Annotated in this window: 13 protein-coding genes, 3 tRNA genes and 3 rRNA genes; 9 read left to right on the top strand and 10 right to left on the bottom strand. The window is 52.2% G+C overall.

Annotation, left to right across the window (positions count from 1 at the left end):
* Positions 1 to 10: 10 nt before the first annotated feature.
* Positions 11 to 742, bottom strand: a complete 732-nt coding sequence (gene dnaQ / locus P9J57_RS16410) for a DNA polymerase III subunit epsilon (RefSeq protein WP_110286391.1) — start codon at positions 740 to 742, stop codon at positions 11 to 13.
* A 53-nt stretch (positions 743 to 795) separates the two neighbouring features.
* On the opposite strand from dnaQ, the gene rnhA reads away from it, so the two are divergent.
* Positions 796 to 1263, top strand: coding sequence for a ribonuclease HI (gene rnhA / locus P9J57_RS16415; protein ID WP_014592981.1), 468 nt, complete (start codon positions 796 to 798; stop codon positions 1261 to 1263).
* Here the strand turns inward: rnhA and P9J57_RS16420 are convergent.
* Positions 1248 to 1982, bottom strand: coding sequence for a class I SAM-dependent methyltransferase (locus P9J57_RS16420; RefSeq protein ID WP_013024720.1), 735 nt, complete (start codon positions 1980 to 1982; stop codon positions 1248 to 1250). The two genes, rnhA and P9J57_RS16420, sit on opposite strands and share 16 nt — an antisense overlap.
* Before the next feature lie 42 nt (positions 1983 to 2024).
* On the opposite strand from P9J57_RS16420, the gene gloB reads away from it, so the two are divergent.
* Complete coding sequence (gene gloB / locus P9J57_RS16425; RefSeq protein WP_014606541.1) at positions 2025 to 2780, top strand: hydroxyacylglutathione hydrolase; 756 nt, start codon at positions 2025 to 2027, stop codon at positions 2778 to 2780.
* Positions 2781 to 2851: 71 nt separating this feature from the next.
* Positions 2852 to 4228 (top strand): murein transglycosylase D, encoded by a 1377-nt coding sequence (gene mltD, locus P9J57_RS16430; protein WP_013024718.1) that lies wholly within the window; start codon positions 2852 to 2854, stop codon positions 4226 to 4228.
* A 117-nt stretch (positions 4229 to 4345) separates the two neighbouring features.
* Here mltD and P9J57_RS16435 read toward each other — a convergent pair whose 3' ends face one another.
* Positions 4346 to 5137 (bottom strand): endonuclease/exonuclease/phosphatase family protein, encoded by a 792-nt coding sequence (locus P9J57_RS16435; protein WP_014606543.1) that lies wholly within the window; start codon positions 5135 to 5137, stop codon positions 4346 to 4348.
* A 284-nt stretch (positions 5138 to 5421) separates the two neighbouring features.
* Between P9J57_RS16435 and yafC the strand changes: the two genes are divergently transcribed.
* Positions 5422 to 6360, top strand: coding sequence for a DNA-binding transcriptional regulator YafC (gene yafC, locus P9J57_RS16440; protein WP_014592977.1), 939 nt, complete (start codon positions 5422 to 5424; stop codon positions 6358 to 6360).
* A gap of 114 nt (positions 6361 to 6474) precedes the next feature.
* On the opposite strand, the gene P9J57_RS16445 is transcribed toward yafC, so the two are convergent.
* The 7 genes from P9J57_RS16445 to gmhB form a co-directional block, all read right to left on the bottom strand.
* Positions 6475 to 6551 (bottom strand) — tRNA-Asp (locus P9J57_RS16445).
* A 235-nt stretch (positions 6552 to 6786) separates the two neighbouring features.
* Positions 6787 to 6902 (bottom strand): 5S ribosomal RNA (gene rrf, locus P9J57_RS16450).
* 229 nt (positions 6903 to 7131) lie between these two features.
* Positions 7132 to 10037, bottom strand: a 23S ribosomal RNA gene (locus tag P9J57_RS16455).
* 205 nt (positions 10038 to 10242) lie between these two features.
* Positions 10243 to 10318: transfer RNA gene (locus P9J57_RS16460), tRNA-Ala, on the bottom strand.
* 148 nt (positions 10319 to 10466) lie between these two features.
* Positions 10467 to 10543 (bottom strand) — tRNA-Ile (locus P9J57_RS16465).
* Positions 10544 to 10617: 74 nt separating this feature from the next.
* A 16S ribosomal RNA gene (locus P9J57_RS16470) occupies positions 10618 to 12159 on the bottom strand.
* Together the 16S, 23S and 5S rRNA genes with 3 tRNA genes alongside form the textbook arrangement of a ribosomal RNA operon.
* A 411-nt stretch (positions 12160 to 12570) precedes the next feature.
* On the bottom strand, positions 12571 to 13131 hold the full coding sequence (gene gmhB, locus P9J57_RS16475) for a D-glycero-beta-D-manno-heptose 1,7-bisphosphate 7-phosphatase (protein WP_483279298.1): 561 nt from the start codon (positions 13129 to 13131) through the stop codon (positions 12571 to 12573).
* Between the two features lie 188 nt (positions 13132 to 13319).
* Between gmhB and metN the strand changes: the two genes are divergently transcribed.
* The 5 genes from metN (at position 13320) to tsaA (ending at position 17068) form a co-directional block, all read left to right on the top strand.
* On the top strand, positions 13320 to 14351 hold the full coding sequence (gene metN / locus P9J57_RS16480) for a methionine ABC transporter ATP-binding protein MetN (protein ID WP_020693764.1): 1032 nt from the start codon (positions 13320 to 13322) through the stop codon (positions 14349 to 14351).
* Entirely contained in the window at positions 14344 to 14997 is a 654-nt protein-coding gene (locus P9J57_RS16485; protein ID WP_013024713.1) for a methionine ABC transporter permease MetI, read from the top strand. Before metN ends, P9J57_RS16485 begins: the two co-directional genes overlap by 8 nt.
* Positions 14998 to 15026: 29 nt before the next feature.
* Positions 15027 to 15842 carry a MetQ/NlpA family lipoprotein gene (locus P9J57_RS16490; protein ID WP_014592975.1) on the top strand — a complete coding sequence of 272 codons (816 nt, stop codon included), beginning with the start codon at positions 15027 to 15029 and terminating at the stop codon, positions 15840 to 15842.
* Positions 15843 to 15968: 126 nt separating this feature from the next.
* Positions 15969 to 16367, top strand: coding sequence for an Rcs stress response system protein RcsF (gene rcsF / locus P9J57_RS16495; RefSeq protein ID WP_015700918.1), 399 nt, complete (start codon positions 15969 to 15971; stop codon positions 16365 to 16367).
* Positions 16364 to 17068: a tRNA (N6-threonylcarbamoyladenosine(37)-N6)-methyltransferase TrmO gene (gene tsaA / locus P9J57_RS16500; protein ID WP_483279299.1), complete on the top strand. Its 705-nt coding sequence runs from the start codon at positions 16364 to 16366 to the stop codon at positions 17066 to 17068. The genes rcsF and tsaA overlap by 4 nt, the downstream gene beginning before the upstream one ends.
* Positions 17069 to 17123: the final 55 nt, after the last annotated feature.

The raw sequence follows: 17123 nt of genomic DNA on the forward strand, positions 1-17123 counted from the left end.
TCTTTGCGACTCAGGCGCGCCACAGACAGCTGCCGCCCTTCTTCATAATGAGATCTAACCGGGACTCATGCTGGTTAACTTCCTCATCGCTGGCGGTAACCACACGCAATCCCGAGTTGGGGCGAGCAATACGCTGAATACCTTCGCTCTGCTGCTGACGTGCTCGTTCCTCTTCCGATGAGAATGACAGCGAAGTTTGCCCGCCGGTCATCGTTAAGAAAACTTCGGCCAGTATCTCGGCATCCAGCAGTGCGCCGTGCAACGTACGCTTGCTGTTATCTATTTCGTAACGTGAGCACAGCGCATCAAGGCTGTTGCGCTTGCCGGGAAACATGCGGCGCGCCATTGCCAGGCTGTCGGTAATCTTGCAGAAGGTTTCGGTTTTCTCAATACCGCGCTGCAGTTTACCGAATTCGTAATCCATAAAGCCGATATCAAACGACGCGTTATGAATCACCAACTCCGCACCGCGGATGTAATCGAGAAACTCATCGGCAATATCGCTGAAGGTCGGCTTATCCAGCAGGAATTCATCGGCGATACCGTGAACGCCAAACGCTTCAGGATCCACCAGCCTGTCGGGCTTGAGATACATATGGAAGTTATTGCCCGTCAGGCGGCGGTTAATGACTTCGACGGCACCAATCTCAATGATGCGGTGACCTTCATAATGTACCCCGATCATATTCATACCGGTGGTTTCAGTATCGAGAACAATTTGACGGTTATTTGCAGTGCTCATAGGCCTCGTTTTATGTCAGACTTGGCGTTTTGTCAGAAGGAAGTCTACCAGAGATGCGTAAACAGGTAGAGATTTTCACCGATGGATCTTGTCTCGGCAACCCGGGCCCCGGTGGTTATGGCGCAATTTTGCGTTACGGGCAGCATGAAAAAACCTTCAGTGCGGGTTATCGCCTGACGACCAATAATCGCATGGAGTTAATGGCGGCCATCGTGTCACTGGAAGCCCTGACGCAACCCTGCGATGTGGTGTTAAGTACCGACAGTCAGTATGTGCGCCAGGGTATTACACAATGGATACACAACTGGAAAAAGCGTGGCTGGAAAACGGCTGAGAAGAAGCCGGTTAAGAACGTCGATTTGTGGCAACGGCTGGATATCGCGCTCAGCACACACCAGATTCAGTGGGAATGGGTTAAAGGTCATGCCGGCCATCCCGAAAACGAACGTTGTGATGAACTGGCGCGCAGCGCAGCGAACAACCCGGCCTTTGATGATATTGGCTATCAGCCAGAATCCTGATCTTTGACGTGTCGGAACTGGCGCGTCGCGTTGACCGTCTGGGGCAATTGTCTTTTGCTCAGGCTCATCCGCGCCTTGGTGGGCGTAAGGGGAAAACTTCGTTTACGCGCCACAACAATGTTCAGGCAACCTAACGCGGGAAGATGGGCGCTGATCATTTTCCCCCCCTGCCGATGCCAGGGCAGCACCTGGAAACGCGTGCGGTAAACCACTTCGTAATTCAGTAAGCCCAGCCAGTCCAGTAATCGCATCTGACTAAACATCCGGCTGCTCCAGGGCGCTTTACGCTGGATGCCCGGCACCATCTTACTGATGCCCAGCAGACTGAACGGATTAAAGCCACTGATGATCATCCAGCCGTCATCGATCAGAACGCGATCAACCTCGCGCAATATCCGGTGCGGATCCTGACTCCAGGATAACGTGTGGGCCAGTAAACAGGCATCAACAGACTTCGATTCAAACGGCAGCTGTGCCGGATTTGCCAGCACCTGTAGCTGTTCCCCTTCAGTGCCTACACTGACCTGATGTGAGATAGCACAATTTTCTGTATTGATTTCTGCGCTGAGGTTGCCAAGCTTAAGCATATGAAAGCCGTACAGCTTTCCCAGGTAAGGCTGAAGCTGCTGTGTAAGCGCATCGCGGAAATAGACGCCCCAGGGCATATCGTGCCATGAGCGTGGCGCGTTCAGGATTTGGCGTGTTTTAGCGGGCTTCATGCTTTACCATTTTCCTTTTTATACGGCCAGCGAGAGGTATCTATGAATCTTACCAGTATTCCTGCATTACAAGATAACTACATCTGGACGTTAACAGATGACAACGGAAAATGCCTGATTGTCGATCCCGGTGAAGCTCAGCCGGTACTGGAGAAGATCAAAGCTAACGGCTGGCAGCCTGAAGCGATTTTGTTAACCCATCATCATAATGACCACACAGGCGGTGTTAAAACCCTATGCGAACATTTTCCTGACATTGCCGTTTATGGTCCGCAAGAAACAGCGGACAAAGGTGCAACCATTCGGGTCAGCGAAGGGGATAAATTCAACGTTCTGGGTCTGTCTTTCGAGGTTATCGCTACGCCAGGACACACTTTAGGACATATCTCATATTACAGTTCGCCTTATCTTTTCTGCGGTGACACTCTGTTTTCGGGCGGCTGCGGTAGATTATTTGAAGGTACGCCAGAGCAAATGTTTGAATCTTTTCAGAAGCTTAACCAACTCCCAGAGGATACCCTGGTGTGCTGTGCACATGAATACACTTTATCCAATCTGAAGTTTGCTGCTGCAATTTTACCCCACGATCCGCAAATAACGGCTGAATACCATAAAATTAAGGACTTACGGGCCGAAAATCGCATTACTTTACCTACAAAACTGGCTCACGAGCGTGTGATAAATTTATTTCTCAGAACGCAAGATCCTGATTTACAACATGCTTTGAGCGTTGATTCAGAGGTAGAGCCTGTATGGAAGACATTTGCCGTTCTACGCGAGAAGAAAGACCGTTTTTGATTTTTCAGGTTGTGTTGTGAAGGACCGTCACGTATAGTTGCTCGTCTTTTAAGCGAACTATTGACACACACATGAAGGCTAAAGCGATATTACTCGCCTCGGTCTTGCTGGTAGGATGTCAGGCATCACGGAATGACGCCAATATCCCCGAACAGCATGCACAGAGTCTGTCTTCAGCTGGTCAAAGTGAAAATGGAAAGTACGGTGATCGACTTTTATCGCCGCGATGGCAGGAAGATGGAACTGGCCTCGCAGAAGATAGTGATCTCTGGAGTTTCATTAGTGACGAGTTGAAGATGGGGATTCCGGAAAACCCCCGGATCCGCGAACAGAAATTAAAGTTTTTAAAAAATAAGAGCTATCTCCACGATGTAACATTACGGGCAGAGCCGTACATGTACTGGATAGTCGAGCAGATTAAGAAACGTAAGATGCCGATGGAACTAGTACTGCTACCCATAGTGGAGAGCGCTTTTGATCCTCACGCAACGTCATCTGCAAATGCCGCTGGCATCTGGCAGATTGTTGGCAGTACGGGTCGAAACTATGGTTTAAAACAAAACCGTTACTACGATGGTCGTCGCGATGTTGTCGCTTCAACCAAAGTAGCGCTGGATATGATGCAGCGTCTAAATACCATGTTCGGTGGTGACTGGCTTCTGACAGTTGCGGCCTACAACAGTGGCGAAGGACGTGTGCTCAAAGCGATCAAGCAGAACAAGGCACGCGGTAAGCCTACCGACTTCTGGCATCTTTCGCTTCCACGTGAAACGACGGTTTATGTTCCAAAAATGTTGGCCTTGAGCGAGTTGCTTAAGAACAACAAGCGTTACGGCATCAAACTGCCGACACCTAACGAAAACCGCGCACTGGCACGTGTTGAAGTGGGTCAGCAGATAAAACTGACGCAAGCCGCTGAAATGGCCGGTATGTCGCTCACTAAGTTGAAGAGCTTCAATACCGGGTATAAAGGCGGTGCGACAGCACCTAACGGGCCACACTACATTATGGTGCCGAAAGCTAACGTCGCACAGTTGCGGGATTCACTGGCTTCCGGTGATATCTCTGCAGTGCAGCCCACCCAACTGGCGAAGGCCAGTAATGATGGTGGCTACAAAGTGCGAAGCGGCGATACCCTGTCGGGCATTGCCAATAAGTTAGGCGTCAGCGTTGCAACACTGAAGCAGCAAAATAACCTGCGCAGTGCCAGCATTCGTCCGGGTCAGATACTGACTGTCGGATCGAGCGGCACGAGCCTGGCGGATAATGGCAACAGCATCACCTATCGTGTTCGTAAGGGTGATTCTCTTGACAGTATCGCCCGTCGTCACGGCGTGAATATTAAAGACGTGATGCGCTGGAACAGTGTTGTGAGTAATGCAAAAGATATTCAGCCTGGCGATGAGCTAACGTTGTTTGTTAAGAATAACGCAACGCCAGATACCTGATACGTTGAAAAGGCTGACAAATGTCAGCCTTTTTTCTTATTCGATTCTTCTGCACTTTGCATGATCTCCCGGCGTTTCGCCCTCTCCTCCTGACAGAACGCCTCTCCGCGATTCTCCTCACCGACTGGCGTTAAATTCGACCAGTAAGGGATTATGATCGGATGCGCGCGTCACCAGCACTGACGCCTCACTAACGTGCATATCGCGATAGAAGACGAAATCTAACGGCCGGCCAAAGGCTTTACGTCGATGATCCGCGGTGAACATCACTTCTTCCAGCTGCATCTGATGAGCAAACCGGTAAAGCGCGTTAATCCGTTGACGACTCCACGCATTGAAATCGCCAGCCATGATAACCGGACCACGGTGGTGAACGATCTGTTCGCCAATAGGCCCAAGTTGTTTACTGTAGACATCCACGCCCAGACTAAAGTTTACGGCATGAATGTTGACTACCATAAGCGTTTCACCCGTGGGTAACGGATAGGCCGTGACTAAAGCCGATTTAGAGAGCCTCAGAAGCGGCTCTCGCTCGCGCAAAGGGCAACAGTAGACTGGGTGAGCGGAAGCCAGTGTCATCACGCCAGAGGGATGCTGAGGCAACACGAATGCCGGAACCTGATCGGCCGCCAGATAGTTGCTGGTCGCAAACCGGATAAGCTCTGGCGTGGTTTGCGCTTCCTGGAGCAGAACCAGATGCGCATCTTTACCAAAGCCTTCCAATACGGACATCCAGTCGGCACGCTGCTGTTTAAAGATATTCCATACCAGCACTTTAAGATTGGGGTGAGCGGGGAGCGGCGCGCCGGGAGGCAGCGCCTGGCCGAGATGAAACATTGCACCCGGGGGAAAGATCCTCTCCGCTGGCTGTCCGGCTACATATCTCATCGCGTAGGTTTTTTTGCGCACTTTCCCGCCTGGCTAATCGTTCAAAAAGTCGTATGACTTATCTGTTATAGGGATTTTAGTACGCGGTTTCAATGGATGCTGCCGATTGTTCCAAACCCACTCTGTTTATTTTAATCATAACGGGCTGTATTGATACGCTGTCTTGTGGGCCGGTCTGCTCAAGCGCGGCATAATTTATCATCTGTCTTATCAGGAAAAAGCCTTTCGCGCCAAGGGGCCAGGTCAGTGCTGTGCTTTAATAACAGTTCTATCGGCCTACAGGCTATTTGGCGTGAAGAGACACCATGAAGGCATCGTCTGAAGAACTGAAAGTATTTGTGAGCGTGGTTGAAAGTGGAAGCTTCAGCCGGGCTGCCGAGACGTTAGAGATGGCCAACTCTGCCGTAAGCCGCACGATTAAGAAGCTGGAAACTAAGCTGGGGCTGGCCTTACTTACGCGAACGACCCGCAATCTTGCATTAACGCAGGAAGGGGAACGTTATTTTCAGCAGGTCCAACATTTTCTTCAGGTGATGACCGCGGCGGAAAACGAGTTGATGGAAAGCCGTGATGTGCCCAAAGGGCTGTTGCGGATAGACGCAGCTACGCCAGTCATATTGCATCTCATCATGCCGATGATAAAGTCCTTTCGGGAACGCTATCCGGACATCGCGCTTTCGCTGATTTCTTCTGAAAACTTTATCAACCTGATTGAGCGAAAAGTCGATGTGGCAATTCGGGCAGGCAGCCTGACGGATTCTGGCCTCAGAGCGCGACTGCTTTTTATTAGCTATCGCCGTCTCATTGCCTCTCCCGACTATTTGAAAAAACACGGTATACCTTTGCGGGCGGCCGATCTGGATAATCATCAGTGTCTTGGTTTTATTGATGCACCGCGCCTTAATCGTTGGCCTGTGGCCTGTGAAGGCGGCGAACTTTATGGCATTCGTTCTGAGCTCGATTCAAATAGCGGAGAGACCATCAAGCAGCTTTGCCTGGAAGGGAATGGTATCGCCTGTCTGTCAGATTACATGGTGCATAAAGAAATTGAAGAAGGCAGCCTGGTGGAGATCATGGCCGATCAGCGTTTGCCGGTTGAGATGCCCTTTAACGCCGTGTATTACAGCGATCTCGGCGTAACCCAGCGCGTGCGTGCCTTTATTGATTTTCTCAGTGAGTGGGTGGTCAGACAGCCCTGGCATGTGCAAAACGATTTGCAGCAACACCTCTCTATAAAGCCCTGAAGGGCTGTGCTCGCTACAGCCTGTGAGACGTTGCCGTGTGGAGGAGTAATGGCAATTATTTTGGCTCAGAAATGGAAAAAGCCCTGACCGTTAAGTCAGGGCTTTCCAATTAAGTGGCGGAACGGACGGGGCTCGAACCCGCGACCCCCTGCGTGACAGGCAGGTATTCTAACCAACTGAACTACCGCTCCACCGATTCTGTACTGACGTCAGAAAAACGTTCTGATATCAGGTATATCGCCCTTCCGCGTCACCGGTAAGGTCACGACCAGCGTGCTGGTCTTAATTTGATGCCTGGCAGTTTATGAATCACGCTGTGATTCACCCTTCGGGCCGCTGCTTCGCAGCGTTCAAAAGCGTTCGCTTTTGTCCTACTCTACTGAGTAGTGAACTGCCCGAGGTTACGTGCAGGTCCTTCAATTTGATGCCTGGCAGTTCCCTACTCTCGCATGGGGAGACCCCACACTACCATCGGCGCTACGGCGTTTCACTTCTGAGTTCGGCATGGGGTCAGGTGGGACCACCGCGCTAAGGCCGCCAGGCAAATTCTTTGTGCTCCGTCCTGCGTCTTTCACGCTGCTGCCGCGTTGGCTTCCCTCGCGCCGCTCAGTCACATACCTCAGTATGCTCCTTCACCCCGTCTCGGTTGCCGCCTTGCACTCAGCGCAAAATCCTTCGGACTCGCGTCCGCAGAACAGAACTAAATTCTTTATCCGGTAAACAATGCTGAAAATTCAAGTCGTCTCTCAACCAAAACGCCTCTGGCGTTGTAAGGTTAAGCCTCACGGGTCATTAGTACCGGTAAGCTCAACGCATCGCTGCGCTTACACACCCGGCCTATCAACGTCGTCGTCTTCAACGTCCCTTCAGGAGCCTTAAAGGCTCAGGGAGAACTCATCTCGGGGCAAGTTTCGTGCTTAGATGCTTTCAGCACTTATCTTTTCCGCACTTAGCTACCGGGCAGTGCCACTGGCGTGACAACCCGGACACCAGCGGTGCGTTCACTCCGGTCCTCTCGTACTAGGAGCAACCCCCCTCAATTCTCCAGCGCCCACGGCAGATAGGGACCGAACTGTCTCACGACGTTCTAAACCCAGCTCGCGTACCACTTTAAACGGCGAACAGCCGTACCCTTGGGACCTACTTCAGCCCCAGGATGTGATGAGCCGACATCGAGGTGCCAAACACCGCCGTCGATATGAACTCTTGGGCGGTATCAGCCTGTTATCCCCGGAGTACCTTTTATCCGTTGAGCGATGGCCCTTCCATTCAGAACCACCGGATCACTATGACCTGCTTTCGCACCTGCTCGAGCCGTCACTCTCGCAGTCAAGCTGGCTTATGCCATTGCACTAACCTCCTGATGTCCGACCAGGATTAGCCAACCTTCGTGCTCCTCCGTTACGCTTTGGGAGGAGACCGCCCCAGTCAAACTACCCACCAGACACTGTCCGCAGCCCGGATTACGGGCCTACGTTAGAACACCAAACATTAAAGGGTGGTATTTCAAGGCCGGCTCCACGCAGACTGGCGTCCACGCTTCAAAGCCTCCCACCTATCCTACACATCAAGGCTCAGTGTTCAGTGTCAAGCTGTAGTAAAGGTTCACGGGGTCTTTCCGTCTTGCCGCGGGTACACTGCATCTTCACAGCGATTTCAATTTCACTGAGTCTCGGGTGGAGACAGCCTGGCCATCATTACGCCATTCGTGCAGGTCGGAACTTACCCGACAAGGAATTTCGCTACCTTAGGACCGTTATAGTTACGGCCGCCGTTTACCGGGGCTTCGATCAAGAGCTTCTCCTTGCGGATAACCCCATCAATTAACCTTCCGGCACCGGGCAGGCGTCACACCGTATACGTCCACTTTCGTGTTTGCACAGTGCTGTGTTTTTAATAAACAGTTGCAGCCAGCTGGTATCTTCGACTGGCTTCGGCTCCGGGAGCAAGTCCCTTCACCTACGCGCCAGCGTGCCTTCTCCCGAAGTTACGGCACCATTTTGCCTAGTTCCTTCACCCGAGTTCTCTCAAGCGCCTTGGTATTCTCTACCTGACCACCTGTGTCGGTTTGGGGTACGATTTTGTGTTACCTGATGCTTAGAGGCTTTTCCTGGAAGCAGGGCATTTATCACTTCAGCACCGTAGTGCCTCGTCGTCACGCCTCAGTGTAAAGTGAACCGGATTTGCCTGGAACACACACCTACACGCTTAAACCGGGACAACCGTCGCCCGGCCGATATAGCCTTCTCCGTCCCCCCTTCGCAGTAACACCAAGTACAGGAATATTAACCTGTTTCCCATCGACTACGCCTTTCGGCCTCGCCTTAGGGGTCGACTCACCCTGCTCCGATTAACGTTGAACAGGAACCCTTGGTCTTCCGGCGACAAGGTTTTTCACCTTGTTTATCGTTACTTATGTCAGCATTCGCACTTCTGATACCTCCAGCATGCCTCACAGCACACCTTCGACGGCTTACAGAACGCTCCCCTACCCAACAACGCATAAGCGTCGCTGCCGCAGCTTCGGTGCATGGTTTAGCCCCGTTACATCTTCCGCGCAGGCCGACTCGACCAGTGAGCTATTACGCTTTCTTTAAATGATGGCTGCTTCTAAGCCAACATCCTGGCTGTCTGGGCCTTCCCACATCGTTTCCCACTTAACCATGACTTTGGGACCTTAGCTGGCGGTCTGGGTTGTTTCCCTCTTCACGACGGACGTTAGCACCCGCCGTGTGTCTCCCGTGATAACATTCTCCGGTATTCGCAGTTTGCATCGGGTTGGTAAGCCGGGATGGCCCCCTAGCCGAAACAGTGCTCTACCCCCGGAGATGAGTTCACGAGGCGCTACCTAAATAGCTTTCGGGGAGAACCAGCTATCTCCCGGTTTGATTGGCCTTTCACCCCCAGCCACAGGTCATCCGCTAATTTTTCAACATTAGTCGGTTCGGTCCTCCAGTTAGTGTTACCCAACCTTCAACCTGCCCATGGCTAGATCACCGGGTTTCGGGTCTATACCCTGCAACTTAACGCCCAGTTAAGACTCGGTTTCCCTGCGGCTCCCCTATACGGTTAACCTTGCTACAGAATATAAGTCGCTGACCCATTATACAAAAGGTACGCAGTCACCCCATAAAGAGGCTCCCACTGCTTGTACGTACACGGTTTCAGGTTCTGTTTCACTCCCCTCGCCGGGGTTCTTTTCGCCTTTCCCTCACGGTACTGGTTCACTATCGGTCAGTCAGGAGTATTTAGCCTTGGAGGATGGTCCCCCCATATTCAGACAGGATACCACGTGTCCCGCCTTACTCATCGAACTCACAGCCTGTGCACCTTTGTGTACGGGAGTATCACCCTGTACCCTGCGACTTTCCAGACGCTTCCACTGATGCACAAGCTGATGATGGTTCTGGGCTCCTCCCCGTTCGCTCGCCGCTACTGGGGGAATCTCGGTTGATTTCTTTTCCTCGGGGTACTTAGATGTTTCAGTTCCCCCGGTTCGCCTCATGCAGCTATGTATTCACTGCATGATAGTGTGACGAGTCACACTGGGTTTCCCCATTCGGGTATCGCCGGTTGTAGCGGTTCATATCACCTTACCGGCGCTTATCGCAGATTAGCACGCCCTTCATCGCCTCTGACTGCCAGGGCATCCACCGTGTACGCTTAGTCGCTTAACCTCACAACCCACAGGCGTTTTACGCTGCGTGTCGTGAGCTTTTGAGAGACTCGAACGCGTTGTGCTGTGTTCCTTATTACGGAGGAACACGACAATGCGTCGTTTCAAATTTTCAGCTTGTTCCGGATTGTTAAAGAGCAGAATACTTCGCAGCACACCGTTGCCGGTACGCTCTGAAGTATTTTCAGAAAAAACAGTAGTGAGTATGGTGGAGCTAAGCGGGATCGAACCGCTGACCTCCTGCGTGCAAGGCAGGCGCTCTCCCAGCTGAGCTATAGCCCCATACAGTTACTGCAGAGACCACTACTACCACTCAACCGAGTAAACATTCTTCATCAAGAAGGATGCCATTTCGTCTCAGGCAAGGCATGCGGAAGGGACGTTTACGTCTGTAAACGACCGCGCGCATAACGCAGCATGAGAAGAAATTTGGTAGGCCTGAGTGGACTTGAACCACCGACCTCACCCTTATCAGGGGTGCGCTCTAACCACCTGAGCTACAAGCCTGTAGAGGTTTTTTTCTGCTCGTGACTTTCTATCAGACAATCTGTGTGAGCACTTCGCGGGAAGGTATCTTCAGGTAAGGAGGTGATCCAACCGCAGGTTCCCCTACGGTTACCTTGTTACGACTTCACCCCAGTCATGAATCACAAAGTGGTAAGCGCCCTCCCGAAGGTTAAGCTACCTACTTCTTTTGCAACCCACTCCCATGGTGTGACGGGCGGTGTGTACAAGGCCCGGGAACGTATTCACCGTGGCATTCTGATCCACGATTACTAGCGATTCCGACTTCACGGAGTCGAGTTGCAGACTCCGATCCGGACTACGACGCACTTTATGAGGTCCGCTTGCTCTCGCGAGGTCGCTTCTCTTTGTATGCGCCATTGTAGCACGTGTGTAGCCCTACTCGTAAGGGCCATGATGACTTGACGTCATCCCCACCTTCCTCCGGTTTATCACCGGCAGTCTCCTTTGAGTTCCCGACCGAATCGCTGGCAACAAAGGATAAGGGTTGCGCTCGTTGCGGGACTTAACCCAACATTTCACAACACGAGCTGACGACAGCCATGCAGCACCTGTCTCACGGTTCCCGAAGGCACTAAGGCATCTCTGCCAAATTCCGTGGATGTCAAGAGTAGGTAAGGTTCTTCGCGTTGCATCGAATTAAACCACATGCTCCACCGCTTGTGCGGGCCCCCGTCAATTCATTTGAGTTTTAACCTTGCGGCCGTACTCCCCAGGCGGTCGACTTAACGCGTTAGCTCCGGAAGCCACTCCTCAAGGGAACAACCTCCAAGTCGACATCGTTTACGGCGTGGACTACCAGGGTATCTAATCCTGTTTGCTCCCCACGCTTTCGCACCTGAGCGTCAGTCTTCGTCCAGGGGGCCGCCTTCGCCACCGGTATTCCTCCAGATCTCTACGCATTTCACCGCTACACCTGGAATTCTACCCCCCTCTACGAGACTCAAGCCTGCCAGTTTCAAATGCAGTTCCCAGGTTAAGCCCGGGGATTTCACATCTGACTTAACAGACCGCCTGCGTGCGCTTTACGCCCAGTAATTCCGATTAACGCTTGCACCCTCCGTATTACCGCGGCTGCTGGCACGGAGTTAGCCGGTGCTTCTTCTGCGGGTAACGTCAATCAATGCGGTTATTAACCACATCGCCTTCCTCCCCGCTGAAAGTACTTTACAACCCGAAGGCCTTCTTCATACACGCGGCATGGCTGCATCAGGCTTGCGCCCATTGTGCAATATTCCCCACTGCTGCCTCCCGTAGGAGTCTGGACCGTGTCTCAGTTCCAGTGTGGCTGGTCATCCTCTCAGACCAGCTAGGGATCGTCGCCTAGGTGGGCCGTTACCCCGCCTACTAGCTAATCCCATCTGGGTTCATCCGATAGTGAGAGGCCCGAAGGTCCCCCTCTTTGGTCTTGCGACGTTATGCGGTATTAGCCACCGTTTCCAGTGGTTATCCCCCTCTATCGGGCAGATCCCCAGACATTACTCACCCGTCCGCCACTCGTCACCCGAGGAGCAAGCTCCTCTGTGCTACCGTCCGACTTGCATGTGTTAGGCCTGCCGCCAGCGTTCAATCTGAGCCATGATCAAACTCTTCAATTTAAAGTTTGATTTGCTTAAACAAGTTAAGCGGTGCTCATCTGTAAAACGTCATAATGAATTTCATTATGTGTTCACTCGTGAGGCTTTGATATTTTTTACGTCCGGAGACGCTGATATCAATCCTGCGAGTGCCCACACAGATTGTCTGATAAATTGTTAAAGAGCAGTGCGAACAGCGAGTTAACCGCCTGTCGCGAGGTGGCGTATATTACGCTTTCCTCCTTCAGAGTCAACCTCTTTTTCAGAAGTTTTTCTCCGGCGGAAACTCCTGGGAGCCTCCTGCTGAACACCGCGTTACGTAAGCCGTTGTGCCGTGTCAGTGGAGGCGCATTATAGGGAAGCTTTCACAGAGCGCAAGTGCAAATTTGAACTTTTTTGCTGTTCGTCTGAAATTTGCACAAAGGGGCTGTTTTACGCGCTTTTAATACGGGCAGGTAACTCGGCAAGACTCTTTATTACCCAGTCAGCCAGCGCTTCACCTTCAACCGTGACCGGCTTACCGCTACGCACGAGGACTTTCTTACCTACGCCGGCGGCCTCGGCGGCCTGCATATCTTCCAGTTTGTCACCCACCATATATGAGGCCGCCATATCGATGTGCAACTCTTGTTGCGCGGACAGTAACATTCCGGGCTGAGGCTTACGGCAGTCACACTGCTGGCGATATTCTTCAACCGTCGCGTCGGGAAGGTGCGGGCAGAAATAGATCCCATCAAGGTCGATATCCCGATCGGCCAGCGACCAGTCCATCCACTCGGTAAGCCGCATAAACTGATCTTCGCTAAACATACCGCGAGCAATACCAGACTGGTTAGTCACGACAACCAACGCAAAGCCCATCTTCTTTAATTGTTGCAATGCTTCAATGACGCCATCAATAAACTGGAAATTATCGATTCCGTGGACGTAGCCGTGATCAACATTGAGGGTGCCATCGCGATCGAGAAAAATGGCCGGGACTTTATTCGTCACGTAAAAACTCCTGCTATAAAAATTGCCGATCAGTATCGCACGATTGCGATTAAAGGGAGAATGTCTGATTGAATCACTTCCATTGATTTAGACGTCTGGATGCCTTACCATCCATCCAGCTTATGCATGCTTTCAGTGATGAGAGCACACCAGACCACGGACAATGCAAGACGATAATAAATAACGTAATGATTAAATTAGAAAATATTACCAAAGTGTTCCAGCAAGGTTCGCGATCGATACAGGCATTATCAAATGTCAGCCTGCACGTACCTGCCGGGCAAATCTATGGCGTCATCGGTGCATCCGGTGCCGGTAAAAGCACGCTCATTCGTTGCGTGAATCTGCTTGAACGCCCGACTTCCGGCCGCGTGCTGGTTGACGGTGCAGACTTAACGGCGCTGGGCGAACGGCAACTGACTCAAGCACGCCGTCAGATCGGCATGATTTTCCAGCACTTTAACCTGATGAACTCACGCACGGTTGCGGGCAACGTTGCGCTGCCGTTAGAGCTGGGTCAGCTCTCTCGTGAGGAAATTAAAAAGCGTGTGACCGAGCTGCTGGATCTGGTTGGCCTGGCTGATAAACACGACGCCTGGCCAGCCAATCTTTCCGGTGGTCAGAAACAGCGCGTCGCTATCGCGCGTGCGCTGGCAAGCAATCCCAAAGTCCTTCTGTGTGATGAAGCCACCAGCGCGCTCGATCCGGCAACAACCCGTTCGATTCTTGAATTGCTCAAAGATATTAACCGTCGTCTTGGCCTGACCATTCTGCTGATTACGCATGAGATGGATGTCGTAAAACGCATCTGCGATCAGGTCGCAGTGATAAGCCAGGGCGAGTTAATTGAAAAGGACAGCGTGAGCGAAGTCTTCTCGCATCCTAAAACGCCGCTGGCACAACAGTTTATCCAGTCAACGCTGCACCTGGATATTCCGGACGATTATCAACAGCGCCTGTCACCTGAAGCAGGCCCAGAGAGCATGCCCTTACTGCGTATGGAATTCACCGGGCAGTCTGTCGATGCACCTTTACTGTCTGAAGCCGCGCGTCGTTTCAATATCAACAACAACATTATTAGTGCGCAGATGGATTATGCCGGCGGTGTGAAGTTCGGCATCATGCTGGCGGAAATTCACGGCAGCGAAAGCGATACACAGGCCGCGATTCAGTGGCTGCAGGAACATCACGTAAAAGTAGAGGTACTAGGTTATGTCTGAAGCGATGATTGCGTTGCTGGGGCGCGGCGTGTGGGAAACGTTGATGATGACCTTTGTCTCTGGCTTTTTCGGTTTCGTACTGGGATTACCGGTAGGCGTCCTGCTCTATGTGACCCGTCCGGGTCAGATTCTGGAAAACAAAGGTTTGTATCGGGTGCTGTCGGCGCTGGTCAACATCTTCCGCTCTATTCCCTTTATTATCCTGCTGGTCTGGATGATTCCGTTTACCCGCATCATTGTTGGCACCTCTATTGGCTTGCAAGCCGCCATTGTGCCACTGACCGTGGGTGCGGCGCCCTTTATTGCCCGTATGGTTGAGAACGCCCTGCTGGAACTGCCAACCGGACTGATCGAAGCGTCACGCGCCATGGGTGCCACACCGATGCAAATCGTGCGAAAAGTGCTGCTGCCCGAAGCCCTGCCCGGCCTTGTCAATGCGGCCACCATCACGTTGATTACGCTGGTCGGCTACTCTGCAATGGGCGGAGCCGTGGGCGCGGGCGGTCTGGGACAGATTGGCTACCAATACGGTTATATCGGATATAACGCGACAGTGATGAATACGGTATTAGTGTTATTAGTCGTTTTGGTGTATCTCATACAATTCTGTGGCGACCGCATCGTGCGTGCTGTGTCCCATAAATAAGCAAGCAATATCACTATTAAGGAAAGGATATGTCTTTCAAATTTAAAAAAATTGCCGCTGTGGGTGCATTAATTGGCGCGATTGCGCTGGCAGGATGCGATCAAAAAGCCAAAGATCCAAACCACATTAAAGTGGGCGTGATTGTCGGCGCAGAACAGCAGGTTGCGGAAGCGGCGGCTAAAGTCGCTAAAGACAAGTATGGCCTGGATGTTGAGCTGGTCACCTTTAACGACTACGTGCTGCCTAACGAAGCACTGAGCAAAGGTGATATTGATGTGAATGCCTTCCAGCATAAACCGTATCTGGATCAACAAATCAAAGATCGTGGTTACAAGCTGGTATCCGTTGGTAACTCTTTCGTTTATCCGATTGCGGGCTACTCGAAAAAGATCAAATCACTCGACCAACTGCAGGACGGCGCGCAGGTTGCCATTCCTAATGACCCAACTAACCTTGGTCGTTCGCTGCTGCTGCTGCAGAAAGTGGGCCTGATTAAGCTGAAAGACGGTGTGGGCCTGCTGCCAACCTCACTGGATATCGTTGAGAATCCAAAACACCTGAAGATTGTTGAGCTGGAAGCGCCACAGCTGCCACGTTCGCTGGACGATCAGCAAATCGCACTGGCGGTCATCAACACGACTTACGCCAGCCAGATCGGCCTGACACCGGCGAAAGATGGCATCTTTGTTGAAGATAAAGACTCACCGTACGTGAACCTGATTGTTGCGCGTGAGGACAATAAAGACGCAGAAAACGTGAAAAAATTCGTGCAGGCTTATCAGTCTGACGAGGTCGCGGATGCGGCGAATAAAGTCTTTAACGGTGGTGCGGTTAAAGGCTGGTAATTTAGCCTTACATCTCTCCTCAGGGCGGCTTATAGCCGCCCTTTCTGATATTGCGCTTTGCTGACTTGTTATTTATCCGTGTCCTTGTTTCAATAACGCCACTTTTTGAAACTTGAGGATGTTGCCATGCGTTTTTTACCGCTCTGCTTGTTAGCATTGATGCTGACAGGGTGTGTTCGAGAGTACCACCCAATAAGCAGCGCACCTTCTCATCCGCAGCAATCCAGCGAACCGACACGTAAGCCAACGTATCGTCCCGCGCCTGTTAAGGTTTACACCGATGCGGCCGATCTGGTGAGCAAACCCTTCCGCGATTTAGGCGAAGTGTCCGCTGAAGATTGCCAGGTGAGCAATCAGAACTCCCCCCCAAATATCGCTACCGCACGTAAACGTATGCAGATTAAAGCGTCACAGATGAAAGCCAATGCTGTGCTGCTGCATAAATGTGAAATCGTCAGCAGCACGCCGGGCTGCTACCGTCAGGCTGTTTGTCAGGGATCGGCGTTGAAAGTCACCAGTCAATGAGTGAATTCGCCTTTGCGCAAATCGGCGTGATCCGTTCTCCCTGGAAAGAGAAGTTCGCCGTGCCGCGTCAGCCTGGGCTGGTACAGGACGGCGGCGGCGAACTGCATCTTTTGCCGCCTTATAACCAGGCGGATGCCGTGCGCGGCCTGGAAGACTTCAGCCACCTCTGGATTCTGTTTGTTTTTCATCAGACCATGGAAGGGGGCTGGCGCCCTACCGTACGGCCTCCACGGCTGGGCGGTAACGCGCGCATGGGCGTTTTTGCCACCCGCTCCACCTTTCGCCCCAATCCCGTCGGCATGTCGCTGGTTGAGCTCAAAGGCATTCGCTGCGAGAAGCAGCAGGTCATTCTGCAACTGGACAGCCTGGATTTAGTGGACGGTACGCCGGTTGTCGATATTAAACCTTACCTGCCTTTTGCCGAGGCCCTGCCCGAAGCGCGCGCCGGTTTCGCGCAGGCCGCGCCGGAAAGCACTATGCCGGTCCGGTTTTCAGCGCTTGCCCAACAGCAGTTGCAACAGCACGCCCGCTATCCGCATCTGGCACGCTTTATCAGCGACGTTCTCGCTCAGGATCCGCGGCCCGCTTACCGTAAAGGTGAAATCCAGGACAGGGAATATGCCGCCTGGCTAATGGAGTTTAACGTGCGCTGGCGCATTGATGACGCAGGGACGGAAGTCGTGGCTATCGATCCGCGTTAAAACCCGCTTTTTAGCCAGTGATCTCACTGGTACACTAGCCGCCAGCAAATTTTGT

It is taken from the genome of Pantoea sp. nfd-35 (genome assembly GCF_056892255.1).

Excerpts from the sequence above, each read along its gene's own strand:
- P9J57_RS16420 (WP_013024720.1), bottom strand. The coding sequence starts at position 1,982 with ATGAAGCCCGCTAAAACACGCCAAATCCTGAACGCGCCACGCTCATGG.
- dnaQ (WP_110286391.1), bottom strand. The coding sequence starts at position 742 with ATGAGCACTGCAAATAACCGTCAAATTGTTCTCGATACTGAAACCACC.
- tsaA (WP_483279299.1), top strand. The coding sequence starts at position 16,364 with ATGAGTGAATTCGCCTTTGCGCAAATCGGCGTGATCCGTTCTCCCTGG.
- rnhA (WP_014592981.1), top strand. The coding sequence starts at position 796 with ATGCGTAAACAGGTAGAGATTTTCACCGATGGATCTTGTCTCGGCAAC.
- metN (WP_020693764.1), top strand. The coding sequence starts at position 13,320 with ATGATTAAATTAGAAAATATTACCAAAGTGTTCCAGCAAGGTTCGCGA.
- P9J57_RS16485 (WP_013024713.1), top strand. The coding sequence starts at position 14,344 with ATGTCTGAAGCGATGATTGCGTTGCTGGGGCGCGGCGTGTGGGAAACG.
- mltD (WP_013024718.1), top strand. The coding sequence starts at position 2,852 with ATGAAGGCTAAAGCGATATTACTCGCCTCGGTCTTGCTGGTAGGATGT.
- yafC (WP_014592977.1), top strand. The coding sequence starts at position 5,422 with ATGAAGGCATCGTCTGAAGAACTGAAAGTATTTGTGAGCGTGGTTGAA.
- P9J57_RS16490 (WP_014592975.1), top strand. The coding sequence starts at position 15,027 with ATGTCTTTCAAATTTAAAAAAATTGCCGCTGTGGGTGCATTAATTGGC.
- gloB (WP_014606541.1), top strand. The coding sequence starts at position 2,025 with ATGAATCTTACCAGTATTCCTGCATTACAAGATAACTACATCTGGACG.
- rcsF (WP_015700918.1), top strand. The coding sequence starts at position 15,969 with ATGCGTTTTTTACCGCTCTGCTTGTTAGCATTGATGCTGACAGGGTGT.